The sequence below is a fragment of the Pseudomonas sp. NFPP02 genome (assembly GCF_900119355.1).
Classification (GTDB): Bacteria; Pseudomonadota; Gammaproteobacteria; order Pseudomonadales; family Pseudomonadaceae; genus Aquipseudomonas; species Aquipseudomonas paracarnis.
Window position 1 is genome coordinate 231,441 of record NZ_FPJI01000007.1, and the last position, 25,872, is coordinate 257,312.

23 protein-coding genes and 1 pseudogene are annotated in these 25,872 nt (G+C 60.3%); 8 read left to right on the plus strand and 16 right to left on the minus strand.

What is annotated here, in order from left to right:
- Positions 1-112: 112 nt before the first annotated feature.
- The 7 genes from cyoE to hmpA all read right to left on the minus strand — a co-directional run bounded on the left by cyoE (position 113) and on the right by hmpA (position 7,658).
- Positions 113-1,000, minus strand: a complete 888-nt coding sequence (gene cyoE / locus BT204_RS14605) for a heme o synthase (protein ID WP_003194050.1) — start codon at positions 998-1,000, stop codon at positions 113-115.
- 11 nt (positions 1,001-1,011) lie between these two features.
- Positions 1,012-1,347, minus strand: a complete 336-nt coding sequence (cyoD, locus tag BT204_RS14610; RefSeq protein ID WP_003194051.1) for a cytochrome o ubiquinol oxidase subunit IV — start codon at positions 1,345-1,347, stop codon at positions 1,012-1,014.
- Positions 1,347-1,973, minus strand: coding sequence for a cytochrome o ubiquinol oxidase subunit III (locus tag BT204_RS14615; protein WP_003194052.1), 627 nt, complete (start codon positions 1,971-1,973; stop codon positions 1,347-1,349). Before BT204_RS14615 ends, cyoD begins: the two co-directional genes overlap by 1 nt.
- A gap of 3 nt (positions 1,974-1,976) precedes the next feature.
- Positions 1,977-3,995 (minus strand): cytochrome o ubiquinol oxidase subunit I, encoded by a 2,019-nt coding sequence (gene cyoB / locus BT204_RS14620; protein WP_003194053.1) that lies wholly within the window; start codon positions 3,993-3,995, stop codon positions 1,977-1,979.
- 3 nt (positions 3,996-3,998) lie between these two features.
- The gene (cyoA, locus tag BT204_RS14625; protein WP_054896962.1) at positions 3,999-4,940 is read right to left on the minus strand and encodes a ubiquinol oxidase subunit II; all 942 of its coding nucleotides are present in this window, start codon (positions 4,938-4,940) and stop codon (positions 3,999-4,001) included.
- A 793-nt stretch (positions 4,941-5,733) separates the two neighbouring features.
- The gene (locus BT204_RS14640) at positions 5,734-6,240 is read right to left on the minus strand and encodes a disulfide bond formation protein B (RefSeq protein ID WP_047711744.1); all 507 of its coding nucleotides are present in this window, start codon (positions 6,238-6,240) and stop codon (positions 5,734-5,736) included.
- Positions 6,241-6,476: 236 nt separating this feature from the next.
- On the minus strand, positions 6,477-7,658 hold the full coding sequence (hmpA, locus tag BT204_RS14645; protein ID WP_054896963.1) for an NO-inducible flavohemoprotein: 1,182 nt from the start codon (positions 7,656-7,658) through the stop codon (positions 6,477-6,479).
- Positions 7,659-7,805: 147 nt separating this feature from the next.
- Between hmpA and norR the strand changes: the two genes are divergently transcribed.
- Positions 7,806-9,353 (plus strand): nitric oxide reductase transcriptional regulator NorR, encoded by a 1,548-nt coding sequence (gene norR, locus BT204_RS14650; protein ID WP_072447245.1) that lies wholly within the window; start codon positions 7,806-7,808, stop codon positions 9,351-9,353.
- A 52-nt stretch (positions 9,354-9,405) separates the two neighbouring features.
- Here the strand turns inward: norR and BT204_RS14655 are convergent, their stop codons facing one another.
- Positions 9,406-10,344: a DMT family transporter gene (locus BT204_RS14655; RefSeq protein ID WP_072447247.1), complete on the minus strand. Its 939-nt coding sequence runs from the start codon at positions 10,342-10,344 to the stop codon at positions 9,406-9,408.
- Between the two features lie 136 nt (positions 10,345-10,480).
- Here BT204_RS14655 and BT204_RS14660 point away from each other — a divergent pair, with 136 nt between their 5' ends.
- The gene (locus BT204_RS14660) at positions 10,481-11,356 is read left to right on the plus strand and encodes a helix-turn-helix domain-containing protein (protein WP_057975162.1); all 876 of its coding nucleotides are present in this window, start codon (positions 10,481-10,483) and stop codon (positions 11,354-11,356) included.
- Here BT204_RS14660 and BT204_RS14665 read toward each other — a convergent pair.
- The 3 genes and pseudogenes from BT204_RS14665 to BT204_RS14675 all read right to left on the minus strand — a co-directional run bounded on the left by BT204_RS14665 (position 11,353) and on the right by BT204_RS14675 (position 17,711).
- Positions 11,353-13,847, minus strand: a pseudogene (locus BT204_RS14665) (LuxR C-terminal-related transcriptional regulator). The gene BT204_RS14660 and the pseudogene BT204_RS14665 sit on opposite strands and share 4 nt — an antisense overlap.
- Before the next feature lie 687 nt (positions 13,848-14,534).
- Positions 14,535-15,893 carry a DUF1329 domain-containing protein gene (locus BT204_RS14670; RefSeq protein ID WP_054896968.1) on the minus strand — a complete coding sequence of 453 codons (1,359 nt, stop codon included), beginning with the start codon at positions 15,891-15,893 and terminating at the stop codon, positions 14,535-14,537.
- Positions 15,894-15,920: 27 nt separating this feature from the next.
- Positions 15,921-17,711 (minus strand): DUF1302 domain-containing protein, encoded by a 1,791-nt coding sequence (locus BT204_RS14675; protein WP_014719872.1) that lies wholly within the window; start codon positions 17,709-17,711, stop codon positions 15,921-15,923.
- A gap of 79 nt (positions 17,712-17,790) precedes the next feature.
- Here BT204_RS14675 and BT204_RS27455 point away from each other — a divergent pair, with 79 nt between their 5' ends.
- Complete coding sequence (locus BT204_RS27455; RefSeq protein WP_125919831.1) at positions 17,791-18,015, plus strand: hypothetical protein; 225 nt, start codon at positions 17,791-17,793, stop codon at positions 18,013-18,015.
- A gap of 176 nt (positions 18,016-18,191) precedes the next feature.
- Here BT204_RS27455 and BT204_RS14680 read toward each other — a convergent pair whose 3' ends face one another.
- The 4 genes from BT204_RS14680 to BT204_RS14695 form a co-directional block, all read right to left on the minus strand.
- Entirely contained in the window at positions 18,192-19,103 is a 912-nt protein-coding gene (locus tag BT204_RS14680) for an SDR family oxidoreductase (protein WP_034128734.1), read from the minus strand.
- Between the two features lie 118 nt (positions 19,104-19,221).
- The gene (locus tag BT204_RS14685) at positions 19,222-20,124 is read right to left on the minus strand and encodes an alpha/beta fold hydrolase (protein WP_054921550.1); all 903 of its coding nucleotides are present in this window, start codon (positions 20,122-20,124) and stop codon (positions 19,222-19,224) included.
- On the minus strand, positions 20,124-20,906 hold the full coding sequence (locus tag BT204_RS14690) for a class II aldolase/adducin family protein (protein ID WP_054896970.1): 783 nt from the start codon (positions 20,904-20,906) through the stop codon (positions 20,124-20,126). Before BT204_RS14690 ends, BT204_RS14685 begins: the two co-directional genes overlap by 1 nt.
- A gap of 175 nt (positions 20,907-21,081) precedes the next feature.
- Positions 21,082-21,537, minus strand: coding sequence for a flavodoxin (locus BT204_RS14695; RefSeq protein ID WP_014719876.1), 456 nt, complete (start codon positions 21,535-21,537; stop codon positions 21,082-21,084).
- A 129-nt stretch (positions 21,538-21,666) separates the two neighbouring features.
- Here BT204_RS14695 and BT204_RS14700 point away from each other — a divergent pair, with 129 nt between their 5' ends.
- Both BT204_RS14700 and BT204_RS14705 read left to right on the plus strand, forming a co-directional pair.
- On the plus strand, positions 21,667-22,134 hold the full coding sequence (locus BT204_RS14700; RefSeq protein ID WP_057975048.1) for a PAS domain-containing protein: 468 nt from the start codon (positions 21,667-21,669) through the stop codon (positions 22,132-22,134).
- A 58-nt stretch (positions 22,135-22,192) separates the two neighbouring features.
- Positions 22,193-22,798 (plus strand): hypothetical protein, encoded by a 606-nt coding sequence (locus tag BT204_RS14705; protein ID WP_034128738.1) that lies wholly within the window; start codon positions 22,193-22,195, stop codon positions 22,796-22,798.
- Here the strand turns inward: BT204_RS14705 and BT204_RS14710 are convergent.
- Complete coding sequence (locus tag BT204_RS14710) at positions 22,789-23,751, minus strand: MerR family transcriptional regulator (protein ID WP_054896972.1); 963 nt, start codon at positions 23,749-23,751, stop codon at positions 22,789-22,791. The genes BT204_RS14705 and BT204_RS14710 overlap by 10 nt on opposite strands.
- Before the next feature lie 213 nt (positions 23,752-23,964).
- On the opposite strand from BT204_RS14710, the gene BT204_RS14715 reads away from it, so the two are divergent.
- From BT204_RS14715 to folE, 3 genes are read left to right on the plus strand one after another with little or no spacing between them, the layout of a single operon-like run.
- Positions 23,965-24,522, plus strand: coding sequence for a putative antibiotic biosynthesis monooxygenase (locus BT204_RS14715; RefSeq protein ID WP_054896973.1), 558 nt, complete (start codon positions 23,965-23,967; stop codon positions 24,520-24,522).
- A 57-nt stretch (positions 24,523-24,579) separates the two neighbouring features.
- Positions 24,580-25,290 carry a dihydromonapterin reductase gene (folM, locus tag BT204_RS14720; protein ID WP_054921547.1) on the plus strand — a complete coding sequence of 237 codons (711 nt, stop codon included), beginning with the start codon at positions 24,580-24,582 and terminating at the stop codon, positions 25,288-25,290.
- A 20-nt stretch (positions 25,291-25,310) separates the two neighbouring features.
- Positions 25,311-25,871 carry a GTP cyclohydrolase I FolE gene (gene folE, locus BT204_RS14725; RefSeq protein WP_003194072.1) on the plus strand — a complete coding sequence of 187 codons (561 nt, stop codon included), beginning with the start codon at positions 25,311-25,313 and terminating at the stop codon, positions 25,869-25,871.
- Position 25,872 lies beyond the last annotated feature (1 nt).

A 25,872-nucleotide genomic window follows, 5' to 3' on the forward strand; every position in this document is an offset into this window, starting at 1 on the left:
AGCTCGCTCGCGAAAAACGTCAACGATAACGCAGCGTATCCGGTTTAGCGCAGCGCTCAATAAAAAACCCCGCGCGACTTTCGAAGGCGGGGCTTTTTTACTGCAAGACCACTCAGTGGGCGTAGGTCAGCAACAGCTCTTTCGGCACTTGGAAATCCAGGGACATCATCACGCTGAGCGCGGTGATGGTGAAAATCGAGAACACGAACAGCTTGCGCGCCCAGACGGTGTCATCCACCGCCTTGTAGCCGGTCCAGGCCATGTACAACCAGTACATACCCATCGCGGCGGCGACGGCGAGGTAGCTCATGCCGGCGTAGCCACTGAAGGTCAACATCAAGGTCGCCACGAGGAAGGCCAGGATGTAGAGCAGGATGTGTTTCTTGGCCACCTGGATGCCACGCTTGACCGGCAATACCGGAATCGACGCAGCCAGGTAGTCATTGAAGCGGAAAATCGCGATGGCGTAGGAATGCGGCATCTGCCACAGGCTGAACATCACCAGCAGCGTCAGCGCGGCCATGTCGAAGCTATTGGTCACAGCTACATAACCAATCACCGGCGGCATTGCCCCCGACAGACTGCCCACTAGCGTGCCGTGAACCGACTTGCGCTTGAGGTACAGGCTGTAGAGGCCGACGTAGATGACAAAACCGATCACGGCAAACAGCGCCGCCAACGGGTTGGCCACCTTGTACAACAGGGCCACACCGGCAACACCCAGGACGGTCGCATAGATCAGTGCCAGCTTCAGGGAGATGAGGCCCTGGACCAGCACGCGATTCTTGGTGCGCTCCATCTTGATGTCGATGTCACGGTCGATGCAGTTGTTGAATACGCAACCGGAAGCAACCACCAGGGACGTACCGATCATTGCAGCCAGGAAGATGGCCAGATCGACATGTCCCTTGGAGGCCAGGAAGAAACCGCCCGCCACAGAAAGCACGTTACCGAAAATGATCCCCGGTTTGGTGATTTGGATAAAGTGCTTAAGCGACATCGGGTCTTACCTCACTTCGCCATCATGTAGGTGTGGATGCTGAACATGATCCACAGCGACAGACCAACCAGCAGAACGATCACCAGGCCTGCGAACACAAACGCGATCACGTTCTCGCGCTGCTCTTTGGAGCGGTCCAGATGCAGGAAGTACACCAGGTGAACCAGAACCTGAATCACCGCGAACGCCAGGACGATCATCAAGGTGATCGACTTCGGCAAGGTTGGGTACATCACCAGGCCGAACGGGATCAGGGTCAGGATGACCGACAGGATGAAGCCGATGGCGTAAGACTTTACGCTGCCGTGGCTTGAATCGTGGCTGTCATGGGAGTGTGCATTAGCCATTACAGAGTCCCCATCAAGTAAACGACGGTGAATACGCAGATCCAGACCACGTCCAGGAAGTGCCAGAACAGGCTCAGGCAGCTAAGGCGGGTCTTGTTGGTGTTGGTCAGGCCGTGCTTATTGACCTGATACATCATCACTGCCATCCACAGCAGGCCAGCGGATACGTGCAGACCGTGGGTGCCGACCAGCGTGAAGAACGCCGACAGGAAACCGGAACGGTGCGGGCCGTAGCCTTCGGAGATCAGCAGGTGGAACTCGTTGATCTCCATGCCGATGAAGCCCAGGCCGAACAGGAAGGTCAGGCCCAGCCAGCTCAGTACGCCCTTCTTGTTGCCCTTGTAGAAGGCCAACATGGCGAAGCCGTAGGTGATCGAACTGAACAACAGCAAGGCGGTTTCGCCGAGCACGTAAGGCAGTTCGAAGATGTCGTGGCCCGACGGGCCACCCGCTACGTTGTTTACCAGTACCGCGTACACCGCGAAGATCGACGCAAACAAGATGCAGTCGGTCATCAGGTAGAGCCAGAAACCGTAGACGGTTATCGGCCCCGAGTCGTGGTGGTGGTCATCGTGCCCATGGTCATCGACATGGGCGTGTCCAGCATTGGTCACTAAGTTCGACATGGTTTAAGCCTGTTCCAACGAGGTTTCTACACGGTTGGCCGGGATCTTCTTCTCGGCTACCAGGCGAGCGTGCTGCTCGGCTTCGATGCGTTCGATCGTTTCGACCGGCACCATGTAGCCTTGATCATCACGGGCAGCGTGAATGATGAAGTAACCGATAGTGCCCACCAGGCTCGCGATTGCCAGCCACCAGATGTGCCAGATCATCGCGAAACCGAACACGGTCAACAGCGCACCCATCACCACGCCAGTGGCGGTGTTGTTTGGCATGTGGATCGGCTCGTAGTGCTTGGGCTTCTGGTACGCAGTACCGTCTTCCTTGGCTTCGGTGAACGCATCAATGGTGTTCGCAGTAGGGATCACGGCGAAGTTGTAGAACGGTGGTGGCGACGAGGTCGACCATTCCAGGGTGTGGCCGTTCCATGGGTCGCCGGATTCGCACATGTTCTGCTTGCGATCACGCACGCTGACGTACAGCTGGATCAGCTGGCAGGCGATACCCACAGCGATCATCACCGCACCGAACATGGCAACGTACAGGTACGGTACCCACTCAGGGTTGGTTGTGGCGTTCAGACGACGGGTCATGCCCATGAAGCCCAGTGCATAGAGCGGCATGAACGCGACGAAGAAGCCCGAGATCCAGAACCAGAACGCAGCCTTGCCCCAGCCTTCGTGCAGCTTGAAGCCGAACGCTTTCGGGAAGTAGAAGCTGAAACCAGCGATGTAGCCGAATACCGCACCACCGATGATCACGTTGTGGAAGTGGGCGATCACGAACAGGCTGTTGTGCAGCACGAAGTCAGCACCCGGGATGGCCAACAGTACGCCGGTCATGCCGCCGATGGCGAAGGTCACCATGAAGCCCAGGGTCCACAGGACCTGGCTGGTCATGCGCAGACGACCGTGGTAGATGGTGAACAGCCAGTTGAATAGCTTCACCCCCGTCGGGATGGAAATCAGCATCGTCGCCAGGCCGAAGAAGGCGTTGACGCTGGCCCCCGAACCCATGGTGAAGAAGTGGTGCAGCCACACCATGAAGCCCAGTACGGAGATCGCGCCAGAGGCGTAGACCATCGAGTGGTGACCGAACAGGCGCTTGCCGGTAAAGGTCGAGATCACTTCGGAGAAAATACCGAACGCTGGCAGGATCAGGATGTACACCTCAGGGTGACCCCATGCCCAGAACAGGTTCACGTACATCATTGGATTGCCACCAAGTTCATTGGTGAAAATGTGGAAATCCAGGTAACGGTCAAGCGACAGCAGCGCCATGGTAGCGGCCAGGATCGGGAACGAAGCCACGATCAGCACGTTTGCCCAGGTGCAGGTCCAGGTGAAGATCGGCATGTCCATCAGTTTCATGCCAGGGGCGCGCATTTTCAGGACGGTGGCCAGGAAGTTGACCCCCGTCAATGTCGTCCCGAGCCCTGATAACTGTAGCGCCCAGATGTAGTAGTCCACACCCACGCCCGGACTGTATTGCAGCCCCGACAATGGCGGATACGCAACCCAACCGGTCTTGGCGAATTCGCCGACGCCCAGGGAAACGTTGATCAGCACCACGCCGGACACCAGCAGCCAGAAGCTCAGGGAGTTCAGGAACGGGTAGGCAACGTCACGCGCACCAATCTGCAGCGGCAAGGCAAGGTTCATCAAGCCGGTGAAGAAAGGCATCGCCATGAAGATGATCATGATCACACCGTGGGCGGTGAAGATCTGGTCATAGTGTTCAGGTGGCAGGTAGCCAGGCGAACCCTCGGTGGCCATGGCCAACTGGGTACGCATCATGATGGCGTCGGCAAAACCACGCAGCAGCATGACCATGGCAACGATGACGTACATGACGCCGATTTTCTTGTGGTCGACCGAGGTCAACCACTCGGTCCACAGGTAGGACCACTTCTTGAAATAGGTGATACCCGCAACCAGCGCCAAACCACCCAGCGCGATCATGGCGATAGTCACCATTACGATCGGCTCGTGGAATGGGACCGCGTCCCAACTTAATTTACCAAACATCGTTTACTCCTCTGCCCCAGCAGTTGAATGCGCGCCCGTATCAGAACCTTCAACCACGGCCACTTCTTTCTTCTCGTGCTTGACCGGCTTGCCTGGCTTCATACCTTCGTACTTGTCGACGATTTTCTGAAACAGGTCCGGCTCATACGCGGAGTACAAGGCGACAGGGTTGTTCTGGCTCGGTTTGGTCAGAGCGTCGTATTCAGCTTGATCAAGCTGTTTAGGTGCGGCCTTGACTGCAGCTACCCAGGCGTCGAAATCTTCCTGGCTTGTCGAGATCGCTTTGAATTTCATGCCGGTGAAGCCAGCGCCGCTGTAGTTGGCGGAGATGCCTTCCATTTCAGCTTTCTGGTTGGCGATCAGGTGCAGGCGGGTCTGCATGCCTGCCATCGCGTAGATCTGGCCACCCAGTGCAGGGATGAAGAACGAGTTCATCACGGCGTCGGAAGTGATCCGGAAATTAAGCGGGGTGTGCTCCGGGAAGCGGATCTCGTTGACAGTGGCGATACCCAGGTCCGGGTAGATGAACAGCCACTTCCAATCCAGCGCGACCACCTGGATGTTCACAGGCTTGACGTCGGACTCCAGCGGACGATACGGGTCCAGCGCGTGGGTCGACTTATAGGTGACGTAACCCAGGGCGATGATGATGAGGATCGGAACCAACCACACCGCGATCTCGATCTTGGTGGAGTGCGACCACTTCGGCGCATAGGTGGCGCTGGTGTTGGACGCGCGGTATTTCCAGGCGAAGGCGAAGGTCATCACGATCACAGGCACCACAACCAGCAGCATCAGCAGGGTAGCGGTGATGATCAGGTTTCGTTCATCCAGACCGACCTGTCCTTTTGGGTCGAGCAAGGTCCACTTGCAGCCTCCCAGCATTAACATCATGCCAAGCAGCGGCAAAAAGCCTAGTAATCGGGGGTACCTGTTTTTACTCATCTCACGACCTCTAAAGCAGCTTGCGCAATGCAGTTGGGTTTTGATCGCCAACACTTCACCCTGCCAAGGGTTGGCATTTCTCTTCGATTGAATAAGAGCCTGCCCGACACGTCATGACTGTACGTTTCACGGACCTGCAGTGAGTTCTTATTCGATTTCGTGGCTAAAGGCCTTGTTACAGACCAATTCCATTTGGTGCGGATAGTTGAAAGGCTGCCGGAACCTGGGGTCGCATTGAGCCTTCCATCTGCTCCTCGACCGCTCCAATGCTCAAATATTGAACAGCACCGGACATTCAGTGCGGGCGATTGTAGTTAGCTAGCGATGTATAAACCATGTCTTATAGAGAAATAATTTTTATCGATTCCAGCAACAATCCTTCACCAAAGTTGCAAAGATTCGCGATCTTATCGCGTTCGATTCTCAACAAAAACCACAAAAATTGCCGTGTTATTGGGCACAGTGCCACTTCCCTTACGGCCTGTAAGGGCATGCCGAGGGTATCCAAGTGCCCATAAAACAAGGCATTCATAGATGCTTCAGGGATTGGGGCCGCATACGAATCGGGCCGCCGTGGGAACCACGAACTGACAGCACAATTTGTACGTGGGGTGCAAATCCAAGGGCCGATTTGGCGGGTCAGAAACGTCCTGCGACAACGTTCATGTGACAACATGTCGCACGCTGCGCGCACCTTCCGTTGCCCCTCGTCACGGTGCTTTCACAAATCCCTACAAACAAAAACGCTCCGCCTTCATTCAGAAGCAACGGAGCGTTCGACAGGCGCGGCGGTTCAGGCTTTGGGATGACGGTTGCGATAGATGCACAGGGGCACCAGGATCGCCGTCAGCACGAATGCAACCAGCGCCCATTGGGCCAGGGACAGGCCGAGGACCGGTGGGTAGGGGGTGCTGCAAAAGCCGTCGACCTGGAAGCCCAGGGGAAACACCTTGGCCAGGGGCAGGTCGTCAACGATCGGCTGCAACACATCGATGCCGCAACTGACCTGGGGAAAGAACTGGGTGTACACATGGTGGCCGGCCGCAGCCACGCCACCCAAGGCACTGAGCACCACCAACCCTTCGAAGAACGTCAGCGCGCCCTTGGTGCGCATGGCCGCGCCGATGAACGCGAAGAGCGCAATCAGCAGCAAGGCGTAGCGTTGCAGAATGCACAGCGGGCACGGTGCTTCGCCCAGTACCACTTGCATGTACAGCGCCCCGCCAATCAGCGCCAGGCAGATGATGCCCAGCAACACCAGAAAGCGCCGCTCCCTGCCTAAACGCATGTCGTCAATCATCCCCGTCTTTCCCTTTCTCTGATTATGGTTGTGCCTGATGGCAACAAGTTTACACACAGGCAGTGGTTAAAACAGAGGGGGGTTAACAGCGGATTAATCAGGCGCAATAGAGTGCCAAATGTGGGAGCGGGCTTGCTCGCGAAGGCGGAGTATCAGAGACACATGTATTGACTGACACACCGCTTTCGCGAGCAAGCCCGCTCCCACATTTTGGACAGTGTTGTTGCTAGGGAGGATTATTCCAGCGCCGCCGCCGGGCCAAAGAACTCATAGCGCGCCTGCTTCTCCGGCACACCCAGCGCCTTGAGATGCCGCTTGATCGCCGCCATGAAGCCCTTGGGGCCCAAGAAGTAAGCATCAATATCACGCTGCTCAGGCAACCAGGCCGCCAGTTGCTCCTGGTTGAGCATCCCGACCTTGTCTGCCGCCGGGCTGATGCCGTCATCCTCGGCGTAGCAGTAGAAACGCTTGAGCTGCGGATGCTTGGCCGCCAGGGTGTCCACCCAGTCACGGAACGCATGCACCCCGCCGTTACGGGCACAATGGATGAAATGCACCGGGCGCTCGGTTGCCAGGGCGGCTTCGAGCATTGGCAGCGTGGGCGTAATGCCTACCCCGCCGCTGATCAGCACCAGCGGTTTATCACTGGCGGCCAGGGTGAACTCGCCCGACGGCGGGAACAGGTCAATGGTCGCGCCGACATGCATCTGGTCGTGCAGGTAATTGGAGACCCGCCCGCCCGCTTCGCGCTTGACGCTGATGCGGTACAGCCCGGTGTCGGTGAGGGCCGACAGGGAATAGTTGCGACGCACTTCCTCGCCATCGAGCACCAGTTTCAGGCCGATGTACTGGCCGGGCGCTGCGGCCAGGATCGGGCCGTTGTCCACCGGCGCGAAGTAGAAGGAGATGATCTCGTCGCTCTCCTCCACGCGCTTGACCAACAGGAACGCCCGCGCCCCCCGCCAGCCGCCGGGCGCCTGGGCTTTTTCGTCGTAGATGGCCGCTTCGGCGCCGATCAGAATGTCCGCCAACTGGCCGTAGGCCGCGCCCCAGGCGCTCATGACCTCGGGGGTGGCAATCTCGCTGCCCAGCACTTCGGAAATAGCCCGCAGCAGGCAGGCGCCAACAATGGGGTAATGCTCCGGCAGAATCTGCAACGCCACGTGTTTGTTGATGATCTTGGCCACCAGGTCGCCCAGTTGGTCCAACTGGTCGATATGCCGCGCGTACATCAGCACGCCATTGGCCAGGGCGCGAGGCTGGTCACCACTGGCCTGGTGGGCCTGGTTGAACAGCGGGCGGACTTCGGGATACTCGGACAGCATCATGCGATAGAAATGGGTGATCAGCGCTTCGCCGCCGCTTTCCAGCAGGGGCACAGTGGATTTGATGATGGCACGGTCTTGGGCACTAAGCATGGGAGACTCCTGGGTCTTCTTACTGATTGCTTTTAGGCAGTCAGTAATCGTGCCAACTTAAAAATCATTTATTTTCAATAACTTAAATATTGTGTAGTCAGTATGACTTCCTACACTTTATAGTCATAAGGACTACAGGGAGTCATTATGACTGCACAACCACTGCTCACCACCTTACTGCCGCTGGTCGCTGACCTGTCCCGGGACTTGCCCGAAGGCGAGCGCTACCGGCGCCTGCTGCAAGCCATGCGTGCACTGCTGCCCTGCGACGCCGCCGCGTTGTTACGCCTGGACGGCGAGTGGTTGGTGCCGCTGGCCGTGGACGGCTTGAGCGCCGATACCTTGGGGCGACGCTTCAAGGTCAGCGAACATCCGCGCTTCGAGATCCTGCTGAGCAGCCCCGGCCCTACCCGCTTCGACAGTGACAGCCAATTGCCCGACCCCTATGACGGCTTGGTCGCCGGTTTGCACGGCCAGTTGGAAGTCCACGACTGCATGGGCTGCCCGCTGTTTATCGACGACCAGCCCTGGGGGCTGCTGACCCTGGACGCCCTCGATACCGAGCGCTTTGAACGGGTCGAGCTGGACGCCCTGCAAGCCTTCGCCAGCCTCGCCGCGGCCACCGTCAACGTGGCTGAACGCATCGAGCGCCTGGCGCTGCGGGCCGAAGACGAGCACCAGCGCGCCGAGATCTATCGCCAGGCCAGTGGCCAGCAGCCCAAGGAAATGATCGGCCAGAGCAAAGCGCACAAGCGCCTGGTCGAGGAAATCAACCTGGTCGGCGGCAGTGACTTGACCGTGCTGATTACCGGCGAAACCGGGGTCGGCAAGGAATTGGTGGCCCAGGCGATCCACGCCGCCTCCTCCCGCGCCGACAAACCGCTGATCAGCCTCAACTGTGCAGCCCTGCCCGAGACCTTGGTAGAGAGCGAACTGTTCGGTCATGTGCGCGGCGCCTTTACTGGCGCGTCGAACGAGCGCCGGGGCAAGTTCGAACTGGCCAATGGCGGTACCTTGTTCCTGGATGAAGTGGGTGAGTTGTCGTTGACCGTGCAGGCCAAGTTGCTGCGCGTGCTGCAAAGCGGCCAGTTGCAGCGCCTGGGGTCGGACAAGGAGCACCAGGTGGATGTGCGCCTGATTGCCGCCACCAACCGCGACCTTGCCGAAGAGGTGCGCAATGGCCGCTACCGTGCCGACTTCTACCACCGTTTGAGCGTCTACCCACTGCAAGTGCCAGCGCTGCGCGAGCGCGGACGTGATGTGCTGCTATTGGCGGGGTTCTTCCTCGAACAGAACCGCTCACGCATGGGCCTGGGCAGCCTGCGCCTGACCGGAGATGCCCAGGCGGCCCTAACGGCCTACAACTGGCCCGGCAATGTGCGCGAGCTGGAGCACTTGATCGGACGCAGCGCGTTGAAAGCCCTGGGCAACTGCCGTGAGCGCCCGAAGATTCTCAGCCTGAGCGCCCTGGACCTGGACTTGCCCGACGTGACTGCGGCTGCGGCCGAAGAGGCACCGGCCCCTGCCCTCCCGGTGGTCAGCGGCGACCTGCGCCAGGCCACCGAGCATTACCAGCGCCAACTCATCAGCGCCTGCCTGGAACGCCATCAGCACAACTGGGCCAGCGCCGCCCGCGAACTGGGCCTGGACCGCGCCAACCTGGGGCGCATGGCCAAGCGGCTAGGCCTCAAGTGATCGGTGATCGTTCCCACGCTCCGCGTGGGAATGCCTCACCCGACGCTCCGCATCATGGCCTCGAGAGCGGACGCGGAGCGTCCCGAGCGGTATTCCCACGCAGAGCGTGGGAACAATCGAGTGCACGGGCCTTACGAAACACCAGCACATTCCCCAGCATCACCAGCACTAGCCCCATCAACGCCGGCGTCGTCCACTGGTAACCCTCGGCCACGGCCGACACATTCAGCGCCACCACCGGAAACAGCACCGTGCAATACGCCGCTTTCTCCGGCCCCATGCGGCCCACCAGGGTGAGGTACGCGGTAAAACCAATCACCGAGCCTGGGATTACCAGGTACCACAGCGCGCCGATATACCGCGCACTCCAGTCCATCTCGAAGGGAATACCACGTAGTGCGCAATAGGTCGCCAGCATCGCCGCCCCATAGGCCATGCCCCAGGCGTTGGTGGTCAGCGGCTTGAGCCCGGCCTTCTGTTGCAGGCTCGATAACAGGTTGCCCGCCGAGAAGCACAGGGTGCCCAGCAGGGCCAAGCCCAGGCCCAACAAGGTTTGCGGGCTGGCGGTATGCCCAACCAGCTCCGGCCAGAATAAAAAGCCCAGCCCCAACAACCCAAGCGCCCCGCCCATCAGCACGTTACGCGCCACCCGCTGGCCGAAAAACACCCGGGCATTGAGCGCGTTCCACAAGGTCGCCGTGGAGAACACCACCGCCACCAGGCCGCTGGGAATCCATTGGCTGGCGGTGAGAAAGCACATGAAGTTGACGCAGAACAGGCACAGCCCCTGCGCCAGGCAGATCATGTGCCCGCGCCGGTTCATCACCTGCAACTTGCGGCTGAGCAGCAACAGCACGAACAGCACCAGAGCGGCCAGGCCGAAGCGATAGACAATCGACACAGGAATCGCGACCACGCCCAACTGCCATTTGAGGGCGATCCAAGTGGTGCCCCAGATGAGCACCGTGAGTAGATACAGGAAAAGATTCATAGCCGGCTCCGTCGATTGAGCCACAGTGTGGCCTTCAACCCCGTGCAGGCTCTTGCACATTCTTGCGCTTTTGTCGGGCGATGGGCTCACAGCGCCAGCCGTGGAGCGTAGGATGCAGGGTGTCGGAGAACACACCATGCCAGAGCTGCAAACGCTGCACGTCTTCCAAGCCCTCAACCGCTCGCCCCACGCACGCCTGCAAGCCTGCGCCGAGCTCGGTGACGGGTTGGCTGCGGCTGTGTGGAGCAACCACCATGACGCCCAGGATTACCAGGCTCCCAGCCATCACACCTTGTCCTGCTACATCGGCGGTGGCACAGGCACCTTTCGGCGTGATCAGCCTGGCCTCAAGGGCGGCCCCGACAAACTGTGCATCCTGCCGGCCGAGCATCAGTCGGCCTGGGTAATCAATGGCGATATTCGCCTGGCCCACCTGTATTTCAGCCCGGAACAATTTGCCCTCGGCTGCGTCACCCTGCTGGACCGTGAGCCACGGGAGCTGCACTTGCGTGAGGGCACCTTCCTTGAAGACCCGTTCCAGGCCAGGCGTTTTCACCAGTTGGTCAGCCTCAACTGGCACGAGCCCGGCGAGCGCCTGCTGACCAGCAGCCTGGCCCACGAACTGCTCAGCCATACCTTGCTCAACCAGGTCGGCGCCCGCGAAGGCTTGCGCTTGAAAGGCGGGTTGGCCGCGCACCAACGGCGGCGGTTGGTGGAGTACATCGATCAACATATGGAAGACGCCATCAGCCTCGGCCAGTTGGCCGCCATGTGCGCGCTGTCCGAATACCATTTCGCCCGAATGTTCCGCCAAAGCTTCGGCGTGCCGCCCCATCAATACCTGCTGGCACGGCGTCTGGCGCGAGCGAAAAACCTGCTGCGCAGCAGCGTTTTGCCGATCAGTGAGCTGGCCTTGCTGTGCGGTTTTTCCAGCGCCAGTCATTTCAACCAGCGCTTTCGCCACGCCATGGGCGCCACGCCGGGCCAATACCGCCAAGCATTCTGCGCCTAGACCATCAAGCCCAACGTCTTCGCCTTGGCCACCGCCTGGGTGCGTCGCTCTACCCCGAGTTTGCTGTGGATACGCCGCGCATGCGTCTTGACGGTATGCAGGGAGATATACAGGCGATCAGCGATTTCCAGGTTGGAGTTGCCCAGGCGATCAGTTGCAGCACCTCCAGCTCACGCTGGCTCAGCGGGTTCTGCGCCGCCCCGGCAGGCGCGGCCTGGGGCTCCAGGCCCAGCTCACTCAAAAGTCCCGGGGCGCGTAAACGCAACTCGCGGACCGCCTGCTGCACCTGGCAACGCTCTGCCAGCGCCAAGCCAGCTTGCAGCGACCGACGCGCCAACGCCGGGTCGCCAAGCTGCCAGGTCACTTCACCCAGCACCAGGTGCAATTCGGTTTCCAGGCAAAGCATGCCGCGTTGCCGTGAGGTGTCGAGCAAGGCATTGAGCCGTGCGATAGGTTGCTCGGCACAGCCCAGCTTGACCTCGGCCAGTACCAGCAAATATTCCAGGCGCGGGATCAGCTCCAAGGTGGCCGGCGGTGCCTGCTTGGCGCAAGGCCCGCGAAAGTGGCGCAACACCCGGCGCACGGCTTGCACCGTCAATTCGGCGCGGCCTTGCTGCAACCAGAAGTGCCCACTGACCAACAGCAGTACCGCACGGTACACCGTGTCGGGCACATGGCGCTGCTGCATCAGGCGTTCGGCGTCGCGTAATTGAATGAAGGCCTGCGCGTAGTCGCCACGATTGGCCGCCAATAGCGCCAGGCCCAGAAAGCCGTACAGAACGCGCTTGTCCTGGCTCTGCAGGCACATGCTCAAGCCGGCCTCGAAACATTCGGCGGCCAGGCCGTCCTGGCCCTGACGCAAGGCCAGATGCCCGCGGCGCAGAACAATACGCCCCACCAACGGCCCGGCGTTGAGCCGTTGCCCGGCCAACATCGCTTGCACCGTTTCCAACAGGCTTTGCGCCCGGTACGGCGCGCCACGCTGCTCCAGCAATTGGGCGTGGTCCAACTCCAGCAGGGCCTCCAATACCAGCGAACCGTGGACCCGGGCCAGGCACAGCGCTTCACGGTTCAAGCGTTGGGCGGCCTCCAACTCACCGCGCAGCAAGGCTTGCTGGGTCAGGCCCGAGAGGCACATCAGGCGCGATGTCCAGGCGCTGTCGGGCAACGCTTGCAGGGCTTCGAGAAAGTGCTCGCGGGAGCGTTCGGCGTCGCCGCTCAAATGCAGCAACCAGCCCCACTGCGCCTGCCAGCGCGCCAGCAGATAGCGCTGCGCGGCGGGCGTCGGTTGCGGGGCGAACCGGGCCAGTTGGTCGATGCACAAGGCCGCCTGTTCGAAGCGCCCGGCAAACAACAACGCGGCCGTGAGCAGCCCCACCAGTTGCGCCGACCCCAACATCAATTCATCGCCCTGCTGTTCATGCAGGCGCAACAGCAGCACGGCGTTCTGCTGGCGAAACAAATCCTCGAAACTGAAGTGCTGCAACAGGCTCACCGCCACTTCATATTCCTGCGCCAGCAACGCCTGCTCGAACGCGGCCTGCCAGTCACCCTCGGCGCTGAACCATTGGCACGCGCGTCGGTGCCAGGAGCGTTTGGCCGGCCAGGGTTCGTCGCGCAGCAATCGCGCCAACGGTGGGAAAATGTGGAGCCAGTCGCTGGTGTCTTCCCAGGGCTGGATAAACGCACCCAGTGCCTGCAATTCGCGCAAATGCTCAGCGCCGTCACCACCACCGAACAAGTACTCACACAGGTTCAGGTTGAAACGCGGCAGATGGGCCAGCACGCGCCAAGCCTCAGCCAATGGCGCCGACAAGGTGTTGAACAGCTCATGCTGCAGGTAATCGAGCAGGGTCTTGTCGGGGTGGCCGTCGCCCAGCAAGGCGATACGCACACCGGCGCACCAACCGGCGCTGAACTGCATCACGCTGTCGACGCTATGCCCCGGGGCGAGCAGTTGCTCGACTTCCTCAGCGCTGAAAAACAACTCGCTGCACTCCAGCAACTCATCGTCGAGCAACAGGCGTGGCCAATTGCACAACGGGCGCCGTCGCGCGCCCAGCCACCAGGTCAACTGCGGGCTGCCAGCGGCGAGCAAACGGTCCAGCAGCGCATCCAGCTCAGGCGCAGGCGAGCGACAGAAATCATCCAGAAACAACCACGTGGTGTGTGGCCAACGGCCCAAGTCGAGCAATAACGTGGCTTCATCCACAAACGGCAAGCCAAGCTGCTGCGCCAGCCGTGCGCAGAACTCCAAGGGGCTGAGCGCGGCACCGTTGAGTGGCATCCACACCACCTGACAGCCCTTCGGCGCCTGCAGCGCACACTCGGCGAGCAACGCGCTCTTGCCACTGCCTCCCGGTGCGCACAGCAACCTTACCCGCGCCTGCGCCGTCAGCAGAGGCACAGTCAGCCGCGCACGCAACGCATGGTGGGCGGACAGCCGTGGCATAAATCCAGGACGGTCCAGGCAGCGGGTCATGGCGGTTATTGCTGCATCCTGCTGTTTTTATTGTTGCGTCACCCTAGACCTGTGGTTGGCGGTTGTTGAAGAAGTATTCAGCGGGTTGATTGAAGACCATAAAAACCAAGGTATACGCCCTTCAGTGTGGGAGCTGGCTTGCCTGCGATGGCCATAGGTATCTACACAACTTTGGTGCGACGCTGGACCTGTGGCGAGGGAGCTTGCTCCCGTGACGGACTGACAGCCGACGCTTATCTACCTGACGCGCCGCAGTCAAAATGTGGGAGCTGGCTTGCCTGCGAAGACGGCCTGACAGTCAACACAGTTGGACCGTGTACATATCCATTCCTGCTGTAACGGCCACTTAGGGTTCCGCTTTTACAGCGGGTCACTTTTGGAAAAGAGCCCGGAATGCCGGCCCAGCCAAAAGTAACCAAAAGGGCTCTTGCCCCCACCACTCGGCACCTCGCTTTGGCTCGGTGTGCCCGTAATCCGCCAGTGATTTGGGGGGGGCGCCTAAGATCAAGATCAAAAACAGATCAAGATCAAGGGCGACTCGCTTCGCATCGTAGTTACCGTCTGCCGCTACAGCCTACAAAGTTGTGTAGATATCTATGCTGCGATGGCGGTGCAACAGCAATCGATGAGCGGCCTGGCCCACCGCTATCGCAGGCAAGCCAGCTCCCACATTTTCAACCTCATTTCAGTGTGGAATCAGCGAACGCCCTCCGATCTCAGTGCAGCCGGGGTGTAGTCCGCCGCCTTGGCCGCGAAGCCGAACACGAAGCTGCTCTTCTCCTCGTTCTTCATGCCCAGCGCGATGTAGCGCCCTGCAATCAGGTCGTACAGGGTTTCCACGGTGTAGGCCGGCACCTGGTGGTCGTAATAGAACTGCGCATGGCCTTCGGCAACACGCCACAGTTGGCCGCGGCCGTCGTAGTGGTCCACCAGGGCGACTTGCCAGCTGTCTTCGTCGATGAACATATGGCGTTTGGCATAGATGTGCCGCTCGCTGGGCTTGACGGTGCCGACCACTTCCCACACGCGGTGCAACTCGTAACGGGTCAGGTCCTGGTTGATATGGCCGGCCTTGATGATGTCGTCGTACTTGAGGCTCGGCGAATCGAGCTTGTAGCTGTTGTAAGGGATGTACATCTCCTTCTTGCCCACCAGTTTCCAGTCATAACGGTCGGGTGCGCCGGAGAACATGTCGAAGTTGTCGGTAGTGCGCAGGCCGTCGGAGGCGGTACCCGGGCCGTCGTAAGACACCTGCGGTGCACGCCGCACACGGCGCTGGCCGGCGTTGTAGATCCAGGCCAGGCGCGGTTCCTTCACCTGGTCGAGGGTTTCATGCACCAGCAGCACGTTGCCCGCCAGCCGCGCCGGCGCGGTGACCGACTGCTTGAAATAGCTGAGCACGTTGGCGGCCTTGGCCGGGTCGATATCCGGGATGGCTTGCGGCACCGCTACTTCTTCTTCGAAACGGATCGGCGTGTAGCTGCCATTGGTCTGGGGCGTGGCCTGGGTGATGATGCGCCGCAGGTTGCCGCCGTGGTAACGGGTGATGTGATTCCACAGCACCTCGACGCCATTCTTGGGGATAGGGAACGCGTAGTAACGGTTGCCGGTGAAGTTCTCCAGGCCGTTGCCATCGTTGATCGCCTTCACATTCAGGGCGCTTCGCTTGATCGACTCGTAAATGTCCGCCGGCAAGTTGACCGTGCGGTGGCTGGGGTACACCGGGATCTTGTAGGTCTCGGGGTAGCGCTTGAACATCGCCACCTGGCCGTCGGAGAGTTTGTCCTTGTACTTGTCCACCGTGGCGGCGGTGATCACGAACAGCGGTTTTTCGTTAGCGAAGGGGTCGGAGAGGAAGCCCTTGCTGTCCACCGTGCCGGCGTTTTTGGGGATGCCACCGGTCCAGGCGGGGATCGAGCCATCGGCATTGCCGGCTTTTTCGGCGCCGACCGGGGTCAGGGAAGTGCCGAGCTTGGCTGCTTCTTCGGGCGATACCGCCGCCATTACGTTGGCGGCCAATACGCTCAGGGCCAACACTGCAATCATCTTACGCATAGGGTCTTGTCCTTCTTTTAAGCCAGATCAGAAGTTCACGCCGAAGCTGAGGGCGAGGAAGTCGCGGTCGGTCAGGGTGTTGTAGTCACCGCCAAAAAAGTCGGTGTAGCTCAGGCTTGCGGTGTAGGTGCTGCGATAGTCCGCATCCACGCCGACGCTGATGGCCTTGGCGCCTTTGTTGAACAGGCCGTTGGGGCCGTAGCCCGCGACGTCATGGGACCAGGACAGGTTGGGCTTGAGGTTCACACCGGCAATGGCGTTGTTGTAGTCAAGGATCGCCCGCGCCCGGTAGCCCCAGGAGGTGGAGGTGACAAAACCGTCGGTGTCACCTTGAAAACCGTAGGCGCCGTACACCGAGTCTCGGCCGTAACGCAGTTTGGTTTTGTCTTCCAGGCCGGCGACGTGCACCACCGCGGCTTCGCCCACCAGGGTCAGGCGCTCGGCGCCCAGTACCTGGTCGAAGAACTGGGTCATGGTGCTCTGAATCTGGGTGATTTCCTTGCGGCGATAGCCTTTGTTGTCATCGCCGAAATTGCTGCGGATGGGTGAGGCGAGTTGGCCCGCAATGGGGTTGACCAGGGCCAGGGTCAGGTCGGTGGTGTTGAGCTGCACCGGCGCATTGGGCCGATAGCTGATTTCGCCGGTCCACGCCGTGCCCGTGGGCAAGGTGGTGGAGAAACTGGCGCCGAACAGGCGGATGTCTTCCGGGTAATCCAGGTAGTACTGGCCGCGGCCGAGCATGGTGCTTTGCGCCAAACCGCCCCCGGAACCGGGCGCCAGGGCGTTGGCGGTGTTGATGATGCGCCCGATGGTGGCCAGGTTGGTATTGGCGGTCAGGGTGCCGACGGTCGGTGTGCGACTGTGGTAGTTCATGAAGTACAGGCCGTATTCAGTGTCATCACCCAGCCAACGCAGGGCCGCGCCGAACTGGCCGGAGTCACGCGCATCGCGGTCACCGGCACGCCGCACGATCACGCCTTCATTGGTCACGCCAAACCCTTGGCCAAAGGCAGCCGCCACCGGTTGTAGCGGTCGGATCGCCGGGCTGCCCACGGTGTAGTTATTGGTGCAGCCATCCGCCGCCACGTCCCCGCCGAAGAAGGTGCCGCAGTTGTCGAGCACCGTCTGGTCCCATTCCAGTTGATAGAAACCTTCCACGGTCAGTTGATTGGTCAGGCTCTGGGAGGCAAACAGCATGTTCACCGGGATCAAGCCTTCCTTGATCTCGGCACCGGGCCTGCGGAACGCCGACACGTCGATCGGGTTGATGCTGTTGATGGAGTTACCGATGAAGGTACTTTCGCCCCAACTGACCACCTGCTTGCCGGCGCGCACGGTGCCGGGCAGGTCGCCCAGGGAGTAGTTGTGGTAGACGAAGGCATCGAGGATCTGCGCACCGCTGGACTTGGCGCCTTCCTTGCGGTTGTGGTCGCTGATGGGCTTGAACTCGCGGTCTTCGTCCTTGAGCTCGAAGTCGTACCAATACTTGCCACGCACGAATACCCCGGTGTCGCCGTACTTCAACTCAAGGTCGTGCAGCCCCTTGAAGATCTTGGAGAAGGTCTCGCCCTTCTTGAAGTTGAGGCGCCCGTCATCACCGGTGGACGCCTGGCCCGTCCCGCCATTGACCGTGCCGACCAGGCTTTTGTCGGCATCGCGCATGCCCCAACTGGCGCCGACCGACAGCGAGGAGTCGAATTGCCCTTCGATCTCGCCGATGTTGAACGAAACAGCCTGCGCCTGGGCACAGCAGCCCAGCGCAACCGCAGTGGCCAGCGCCTGTGGCGTGAAGATGGCGCGCATTATTGTTTTTGTCATGCGTCTTCCCCGGTGAGTGACAGAAGGCTCCACCCTACTGCCGCCCTTGAGGGGCGATAAGCGCACCAAGGAGGTATTCGTGTTGTCGCTCGAAAGGATGACGGGGTTCTCTGGCCGGGCGCTGGACCGGGCCATGCATGCGATGGATGAAGGCTTATCAGAGGCATCGATGGTGCCGGGCAATTATTGTCGATTTGGTAATAGTCCTTGTCCCGAACTGCTATTACTCATTCTGTTACAACCGATTATTCTTACCTGGCTTTCAGGGCAAACGGCCCGCTCCCGCAATGGGGAGAAAAGCTGATTTATAACGGATTGATCCTGTAATCAGTCTGTTCCCGGTGTTCACTGACGTTGATTTGTCGCTCCTTGATCCAACGTCTTACTTCGGCCGCTGCCTATGCAGCGGCCTTTTTTATGTCTGCAATAAAACGGGGCGTCATCGACGCCCCGTGGGATTCATTGATTTACCGGCAATGATCAGAGGCTGAACTTCTGCAAGTTGGCCATCATTTCCTTCAGCGCCTCAATATTGTCCTTGGGGTGCGCAGCCCCTTCGAAATCGCAGATCTGCTGCCAGTGCGCGGCCACATCCTCCGGCGAAAAACCGGCCTCGGGATCAAAACCCACACCCAGGCTGCGCTCCCAACGGGTCTTGCCGATCCAGCCGCCACCCACTTCAAACAAGCCTGCGGTTTCCTCACAGGCGTCACTGCCCAGGTACACCACCAGTGGGCTGACCAGTTCCGGCTTGAGGCGCTCGAACACCTGCGGCGGGATCAGCCCTTCGGTCATGCGTGTGCCACCGGTGGGGGCAATCGCGTTGACCAGGATGTTGTTCTTACGCCCTTCCAGCGCCAGGGTACGCGTCAAGCCATACAGGCCCAACTTGGCCATGCCGTAGTTGGACTGGCCGAAGTTGCCGTAGATACCGGACGTCGACGCCGTGAAGATCACCCGGCCATAACCCTGCTCGCGCAAATGCGGCCAGGCGGCGCGGGTGACTTTGTAGGCGCCTTCGACGTGCACCCGGTAAACCAGGTCCCAGTCGCTGTCATCCATTTTATGGAAGGTCTTGTCGCGCAGGATGCCGGCGTTGTTGACCACCACGTCGACCCGGCCGAAGACATCCAGGGCGTTCTGTACGATCTTGTCGCCGTCGGTGACGGAGTCATGGTTGGCTTCGGCAATGCCGCCCGCCGCGCGGATCTGCGCCACCACCCGGTCGGCCGCCGAGGCGTTGGCGCCCTCGCCTTGGGTTGACCCCCCCAGGTCGTTGACCAGCACTTTGGCCCCGTGCCTGGCGAACAGCAGCGCATGGGCCTGGCCCAAGCCACCACCGGCGCCGGTGACGATCACCACCTTATCCTGGAACTGCACTGACTCACTCATACCGAACTCCGCTGGCGACAATGGGAATAGGCAGAGTGTCACGCAAGCAGCCTTTGGTCACAATAAAGACGGCCAGGGCTGAATGGTGCTTGATAAGGCAGCGGGATGATGCGCAGGCTCAGGAATAGGCCGCGCGCGGTGAAGGCTGGCTGATGCGCTCACGAAACGCCTGGTAATGCTTGAGCACCTGGACCGGCGCCTCGATCTGCGGGTAATGGCCGATATTGGCCAGTCTTATCGTGTCGGGCTGGGGCACCAGTTGGCGATAGCGCTCGACCATATGAGCCCCGGAAATCGGGTCCACCTCGCCGTCGATCACCCGTAAAGGTACTTCGCCTCGCTGCATGGCCGTGAGCCAGCGCTCGCGCAGACGACGGCGCTGGGGGATGTAGGCGATCAGTTTGTGCAGGATACGCGGGCCGTCGTTGCAACTGATCAAACTCCAGAAATCATCCAGCACGCTTTCACTGGGCCGCGTCTGGGGGCCGAAGATCTGGTTGAAACTGCTGGCCAAGGCATTGCGCCCAAAGGCCCGACCGATCATCCAGCCCAACGGGCTGAGCAGCAGCTTTTGCACCAGCGCCGGCCGATGGGTTTCCGGAAACAGCCCGCCGTTGAGAAATACACAACTCGCCATCTGGAACCGCCCCTCGTAATGCCGGGCCAATAATTCCTGGGCGACACTGTCGCCGTAGTCATGAGCCAACACATGCACCGGCTGCTCTACGCGCAGGTGCTCAAGCAACGCCTGTTGCAGATCGGCCTGTTCCAACAGGCAATAGTCGTGGTCCAAAGGTTTGGCCGAGTCGCCAAAGCCGAGCATGTCGCAGGCAATCACCAGGTTGCGCTGGGCCAGGGGTTGCCACAGGTAGTGCCAGTCCCAACTGGCCGTGGGGAAACCATGAATCAGCAGCAACGGCTCGCCCTGCCCGGCCACCCAATACCGCACGGTGTGGCCACGAAAGACGAAGTCCTGGCCGCGCTTGCGCCAGGCTCTGAGCGGTATCTCGGCGAGTGGCATCAGCTTTTATACCCGGGGTCCTGATTATCCAGTTTGCGCAGCAGCGCCGGCCAGGCCAGCGCACCGCCCATACCTTGGGCGCTTTTTGTGACAGCTGCCACCATCGCCTTGGCACCAGCGAGAATCTGCGGCTCGATGGCGATCAACTCGGTGCCGCCGCTTTGGGCCAGTACCTGGATCTCGCAGGCGCGCTGGAAGGTGAACATCATCAGGAAGGTGTCGGCGATGGTGCCGGCGCAGGTCAGCAGGCCGTGGTTGTGCAGCATCAGGAAATTGTTCGGACCCAGATCCGCTTGCAACCGGGCCTTTTCCTCATGATTGAGCGCCACGCCTTCATAGGCGTGATAGCCCAGGCTGGAGAGCACAAACAGCGATTGCTGGCTGATGGGCAATACACCCTGCTTTTGCGCACACACCGCCACGCCGGCAGCGGTGTGGGTGTGCAGCACGCAGGTCACGTCGTGGCGCACTTCGTGGATGGCGCTGTGGATGGTGTAGCCCGCAGGGTTGATCTCGTAGGGGCTGTCCATTTGCTTATTGCCGGCCTGGTCAACCTTGACCAGGCTCGACGCGGTGATCTCATGGAACATCAGCCCATAGGGGTTGATCAGGAAATCTTCAGTGCCCGGCACCTTGGCCGAAATATGCGTGAAGATCAGGTCATCCCAGCCGTGCATGGCCACCAGGCGATAGCAGGCCGCGAGGTCCACGCGGGTTTGCCATTCGGCGGCGCTGACCTGGGCTTTGACGTTTTGTGGCGATGGTGCAGGGGCTAGGCTCATGGCAATGACCTCCTTGGCGCACTTCTTATGGTGTCTAAAGTGAGAGCCAGTCTAGTCAGACGCCGAGGCGCAAGGAGTTTCCTTGGCAGCCAGCTTGATGACTGAGCGAGTCAGTCAAGAGAATAGTACAAATACGTGTCAAACAAGCGCCGTCAATAACGGCGCTCCCTGGGGTTCAACCGCGCAGCGCGGTGATCAAATCGGCCAGCCAAGGCTCGGCGTCAGCTTCCGGGGTGACGCTTTCGCTGGCGTCCAGGCGCAGCATCGGCTGCACTTCGCGGATGCCCAGTTCGGCGAACAATTCGCGCATTTGTTCACCGCCGCCACAGAAGGTATCGCCATAGCTGGCGTCGCCCAGGCCGATGACCGCTCCCGGCAGGCCGCGCCAGGCGGCGGGCAGTTGGTCGCGGATGGTTGAGTACAGAGGCTGCAGATTGTCGGGCAGCTCGCCCATGCCGGTGGTCGAGGTCACTGCCAGGAATGCATCGGGAGCAAAGGCCTGCACGTCTGCCAGCGTGGCACGCGCGTTGTGCCAGGCGTTGAAACCTGCGTCCTTGAGGATTTCTTCCGCGTGGCGAGCGACTTCTTCAGCCGTACCGTAGACCGAGCCGGAGAGGATGGCGACTTTCATCAATCTGATCCTGTAGTTGAGTGAAAGCGTGGGATATTAGCAGCCCGTGCCAATATTTCAGTGCGCACCGTGCAACATTCCAGACTTGCCATAAACTGGCAAGGTCAAAACCAGGCCATGGACCGCTCTATGATTAACGCCAAACTGCTGCAAATGGTCGTCAATGCGTCCAACGACGGAATCGTTGTTGCCGAGCGCGAAGGCCGGGAGAAACCACTGATCTACGTCAACCCGGCCTTCGAAAGGATGACTGGCTACACGCTGGACGAGATCCTCTATCAGGACTGCCGCTTCCTGCAGGCGGGCGACCGCGACCAACCGGCCTTGATCGCCATTCGTGATGCACTCGACAGCGGCGGCACCTGCCGAGAGATCCTGCGTAACTACCGTAAGGACGGCACGCCTTTCTGGAACGAGCTATCGCTTTCGACCGTGTACAACGAGGTCGACAAGCAAACCTATTTCGTCGGTGTGCAGAAAGACGTCACCACTCAAGTCAAGGCACAAAAGCGTGTCGCCCAACTGGAAGCTCAGTTGGCCGAGCTCAAGAGCGAGCTCGCCGCACTCAAGGCGACGAGTGGATTTAACAAACTGTAAAAAATGCGGTCTTTAGAGCGATAATGGCTTTTTAATGCCTCAGCCTTGAGCCAGATCAATGCAACGCGACACGCTATTGACGCAGGACGAGCTGGATTTTATCCAGGACATGACACACAACCCGCAGCTCAACCTGCGGGATGCATGGTCGAGCCTGACGGTTAATGGCGGCGCACAGATTCGCGATCTGCTCACGCGGCTAGCGGCTCACGACCAGGTCACCATCCAGGCGCAGTTCGACAACCAGCAACTCACCTTCCCGTTGCACTTGGTGGAAGATGAGTTTCATGCTGTGCATTTACGCTTGGGCGTACCGAGCATTTTTGAAGATGGGCCGATGATCCGCCCGTGGCGCCTGGCGCTTGAAACGCCGGTGGCGCTGGAAAACATCAAGGGCTACTCCAGCGCGCTGTGGGTGCACGAAGTGTCATTCAAAGGGGTGCTGGTAGAGGTGCGTGGCCGGGTCAAACCGCCAAAGACGTTTTCCCTGTGGTTCAGCCCTTCCGGCTACGAACGCATCGCCCTGCGCGGTACGCTGGAGCGGGTAACCGCCCGCGGCCTGTTCGCCTACCGCCTGAGCCAAAGCGATGCTGATGAGATCGAACGGTTACGCCAGTTCATCCTGCACCAGCATCGCCTGGTCCATCCTCACGTTCATGCCTGAGACTCCAGATGGCCGCTGAGCAGTTGCTGCAAGCGGCGCGGCATCAAGCGCCCGTCATTGCCCAGGCAACCAATCGATGCCCCCTCCAGGCTGAGTTCTGCCAGCTCTGACGCCTCTCCAGCCAGCAACAACGGGCAATCGAGGGTGAAGGCCAGGCGATTGAGCCGTGACGCCAACTCTGCGCCAGGGGCATGGTTGGAAAACAGCACCAGGGCTTGCGGCCGAGTGCGCTCGCAGATCAGCGTCAACTCATCCAGTGGCTGGCCAACGCCCAGGACCTTGACCGCCAGTTTCTCGCTCGACATCAACAAGCCCGCCACCAGCAACTCCAGCTCACGGCACTCTCCGGCAATGGCTGAGAGCAACACCCTGGGCACTGGCGAGGCACAGGCCATTTGCAGGCACCGTGCGACGCGCGAGCGCAGGAAACTGTCGAAGAACAGCCACTCGCTGGCTTGGCCAAAGCGGCCTTGGTGACGTAACAATTGCTGCCACAGCGGTACCAAAATGTCCTGGAACACCACGGTCGTCGAATAGACGCTGAAGATCTGGCCGTACAACCGGTCGAGCTCACGATCATCAAAGGCACTGATGGCCTGCCGCAGTTGCGCCTGCCATTGGCGCCACTCCAGCTCGGTATCGCTGCGTGACGCTGTAGCCGGCTCGTTGGGCTGTGGGTCGCGCGCCAAAAGCTTGCCGACTTTGCTCACCGCTACGCCACGCTCGATCCAGTCGAGGATGCGGTGCACGGTTTCGATATCGGTGCTTGAGTAAAGCCTGTGCCCACTTTCGGTGCGTACAGGCTGGATCAAACCGTAGCGACGCTCCCAGGCACGTAGCGTTACCGGGTTCACGCCTGTGAGTCTTGCCACTTCACGAATCGGAAACAGGCCCTCGCAGTCAGTGTGGCTGTCGGGTGTCGTTTCGCGAAGAGGCGCAGTGATTTCAGGCATCAGCAGTCAAAAAACTTGTATGAATTTGGATCCTATTTAACGCCGATTGAACTGCATGATTCAAGATCTACGGCGATCCATCCGAAGTTTCTGGCGTATTTGGGCAAAACCGGAATAATCCTTGCCTGTTCTTTTGCGTCGCTGCACCACCCCGCAGCTTCGTTCGTGCGCCGCCTACCCGGCTCGGCGCACTTGCTGATTTGGAGATATACGATGTCTACCTCACCCGTCACCCTGATGGTTGCGCGCCGCGTGGCCAAAGGTCGCTACGAAGAACTGATGGCCTGGCTGCGCGAAGGCGAGCAATTGGCGACTGACTTCCCCGGTTACCTGGGCTCCGGCGTGCTGGCGCCACCACCCCATGATGATGAATTCCAGATCATCTTCCGCTTCGCCGATGAAAAAACCCTGCACGCATGGGAGTTCTCCGCTTCGCGCAGCGCGTGGCTGAGCCGTGGCAGCGAGCTATTTGCCAACCCGTCGGAACACCGTGTCAGCGGTATCGATGGCTGGTTCGGCGCAGCGGGTGCCCGCCCGCCACGCTGGAAACAGGCGGTGGCCATCTGGTTGGCTTTTTTCCCGGTATCGTTGCTGTTCAACTTCGGCCTGGGGCCGCTGCTCAGCGAGTTGGACCTGTTCAGCCGCGTACTGGTGAGCACCGCAGCCCTGACCCCGTTGATGGTTTATTTCTTTATACCGCTGTCGACCCATCTGCTGGCGAACTGGCTGCACCCTTCGCCCCCTCGCAAAGTCACTGAAGCCGCCGCTTGAGTACAGGGAGGCCGGCGCGCTGGTATAGTTTGAGCCTGCCAGCGACTTGAGCCTCCCATGAATGCAACCAACGCTCCGATCCTGATCACCGGTGCCGGCCAGCGTGTCGGCCTGCATTGTGCCGAGCGCCTGTTGGATGAAGGCCAAGCGGTGATGTTCAGCTACCGCAGCGAACGCCCCGGCGTGCAGGCGCTGCGTGAGCGCGGTGCCATCGGCGTGTTTGCCGATTTCTCCAGCGAAGCCGGAGTGCTGGCTTTCATTGCCGCAGTCAAAACCCATACTCAAAGCCTGCGAGCAATCATCCACAACGCTTCAGCCTGGGTCGCCGAAACCCCGGGCGACGAAAGCCGTGCCTTTATCGACATGTTCAGCGTGCACATGCTTGCGCCGTATCTGATCAACCTGCATTGTTCACCTTTGCTGCAACGCTCGACACCCGCCGATATCGTGCATATCAGCGATGACGTGGTGCGCAAGGGCAGCCAGCAGCACATCGCCTATTGCGCCACCAAGGCCGGGCTCGACAGCCTCACGTTATCGTTTGCCGCACAGTTCGCGCCGCTGATCAAGGTCAACGGTATCGCACCGGCGATGGTGATGTTCAACGAAGGCGATGACGCGGCCTATCGCGCCAAGGTCCTGGCCAAGTCGGCCCTGGGCATCGAACCCGGGCCCGAGGTGATCTACCAGAGCGTGCGTTACCTGCTGGACAATCCCTATGTCACCGGTACCACCCTGACCGTCAACGGTGGGCGGCATATCAAGTAAGCCGTTTACGAGGATGTTGTATGACCTTATCCCTGCCCCACCACTACCGCGAGATCCTCAAGGGCCTGGGCGAAGACCCGCAGCGCGAGGGCCTGCTCGATACGCCCAAGCGTGCCGCCAAGGCCATGCAGTACCTGTGTCATGGCTATGAGCAGAATCTGGAGGAAATCGTCAACGGCGCGCTGTTCGCGTCCGACAATGACGAGATGGTGATCCTCAAGGACATCGAGTTGTACTCGTTGTGCGAGCATCACCTGCTGCCCTTCATCGGCAAGGCCCATGTGGCCTATATTCCGACCGGCAAGGTGCTGGGCCTGTCAAAACTGGCGCGCATTGTCGACATGTTCGCCCGGCGCCTGCAGATCCAGGAGAACCTCACGCGGCAAATCGCCGACGCCATCCAGGACGTGACCCAGGCCGCCGGCGTGGCGGTGGTGATCGAAGCCAAGCACATGTGCATGATGATGCGCGGCGTGGAGAAACAGAATTCAACCATGAACACCTCGGTGATGCTCGGCGCCTTTCGCGAGTCGAACACCACCCGCATGGAGTTCCTGCAACTGATTGGACGGAGCAAGTAGC

Bases quoted from the DNA above. Each gene is read 5' to 3' on its own strand.
- cyoE (WP_003194050.1), bottom strand. From the start codon at position 1,000: ATGTCGCTTAAGCACTTTATCCAAATCACCAAACCGGGGATCATTTTC.
- cyoD (WP_003194051.1), bottom strand. From the start codon at position 1,347: ATGGCTAATGCACACTCCCATGACAGCCACGATTCAAGCCACGGCAGC.
- BT204_RS14615 (WP_003194052.1), bottom strand. From the start codon at position 1,973: ATGTCGAACTTAGTGACCAATGCTGGACACGCCCATGTCGATGACCAT.
- cyoB (WP_003194053.1), bottom strand. From the start codon at position 3,995: ATGTTTGGTAAATTAAGTTGGGACGCGGTCCCATTCCACGAGCCGATC.
- cyoA (WP_054896962.1), bottom strand. From the start codon at position 4,940: ATGAGTAAAAACAGGTACCCCCGATTACTAGGCTTTTTGCCGCTGCTT.
- BT204_RS14640 (WP_047711744.1), bottom strand. From the start codon at position 6,240: ATGATTGACGACATGCGTTTAGGCAGGGAGCGGCGCTTTCTGGTGTTG.
- hmpA (WP_054896963.1), bottom strand. From the start codon at position 7,658: ATGCTTAGTGCCCAAGACCGTGCCATCATCAAATCCACTGTGCCCCTG.
- norR (WP_072447245.1), top strand. From the start codon at position 7,806: ATGACTGCACAACCACTGCTCACCACCTTACTGCCGCTGGTCGCTGAC.
- BT204_RS14655 (WP_072447247.1), bottom strand. From the start codon at position 10,344: ATGAATCTTTTCCTGTATCTACTCACGGTGCTCATCTGGGGCACCACT.
- BT204_RS14660 (WP_057975162.1), top strand. From the start codon at position 10,481: ATGCCAGAGCTGCAAACGCTGCACGTCTTCCAAGCCCTCAACCGCTCG.
- BT204_RS14670 (WP_054896968.1), bottom strand. From the start codon at position 15,893: ATGCGTAAGATGATTGCAGTGTTGGCCCTGAGCGTATTGGCCGCCAAC.
- BT204_RS14675 (WP_014719872.1), bottom strand. From the start codon at position 17,711: ATGACAAAAACAATAATGCGCGCCATCTTCACGCCACAGGCGCTGGCC.
- BT204_RS14680 (WP_034128734.1), bottom strand. From the start codon at position 19,103: ATGAGTGAGTCAGTGCAGTTCCAGGATAAGGTGGTGATCGTCACCGGC.
- BT204_RS14685 (WP_054921550.1), bottom strand. From the start codon at position 20,124: ATGCCACTCGCCGAGATACCGCTCAGAGCCTGGCGCAAGCGCGGCCAG.
- BT204_RS14690 (WP_054896970.1), bottom strand. From the start codon at position 20,906: ATGAGCCTAGCCCCTGCACCATCGCCACAAAACGTCAAAGCCCAGGTC.
- BT204_RS14695 (WP_014719876.1), bottom strand. From the start codon at position 21,537: ATGAAAGTCGCCATCCTCTCCGGCTCGGTCTACGGTACGGCTGAAGAA.
- BT204_RS14700 (WP_057975048.1), top strand. From the start codon at position 21,667: ATGATTAACGCCAAACTGCTGCAAATGGTCGTCAATGCGTCCAACGAC.
- BT204_RS14705 (WP_034128738.1), top strand. From the start codon at position 22,193: ATGCAACGCGACACGCTATTGACGCAGGACGAGCTGGATTTTATCCAG.
- BT204_RS14710 (WP_054896972.1), bottom strand. From the start codon at position 23,751: ATGCCTGAAATCACTGCGCCTCTTCGCGAAACGACACCCGACAGCCAC.
- BT204_RS14715 (WP_054896973.1), top strand. From the start codon at position 23,965: ATGTCTACCTCACCCGTCACCCTGATGGTTGCGCGCCGCGTGGCCAAA.
- folM (WP_054921547.1), top strand. From the start codon at position 24,580: ATGAATGCAACCAACGCTCCGATCCTGATCACCGGTGCCGGCCAGCGT.
- folE (WP_003194072.1), top strand. From the start codon at position 25,311: ATGACCTTATCCCTGCCCCACCACTACCGCGAGATCCTCAAGGGCCTG.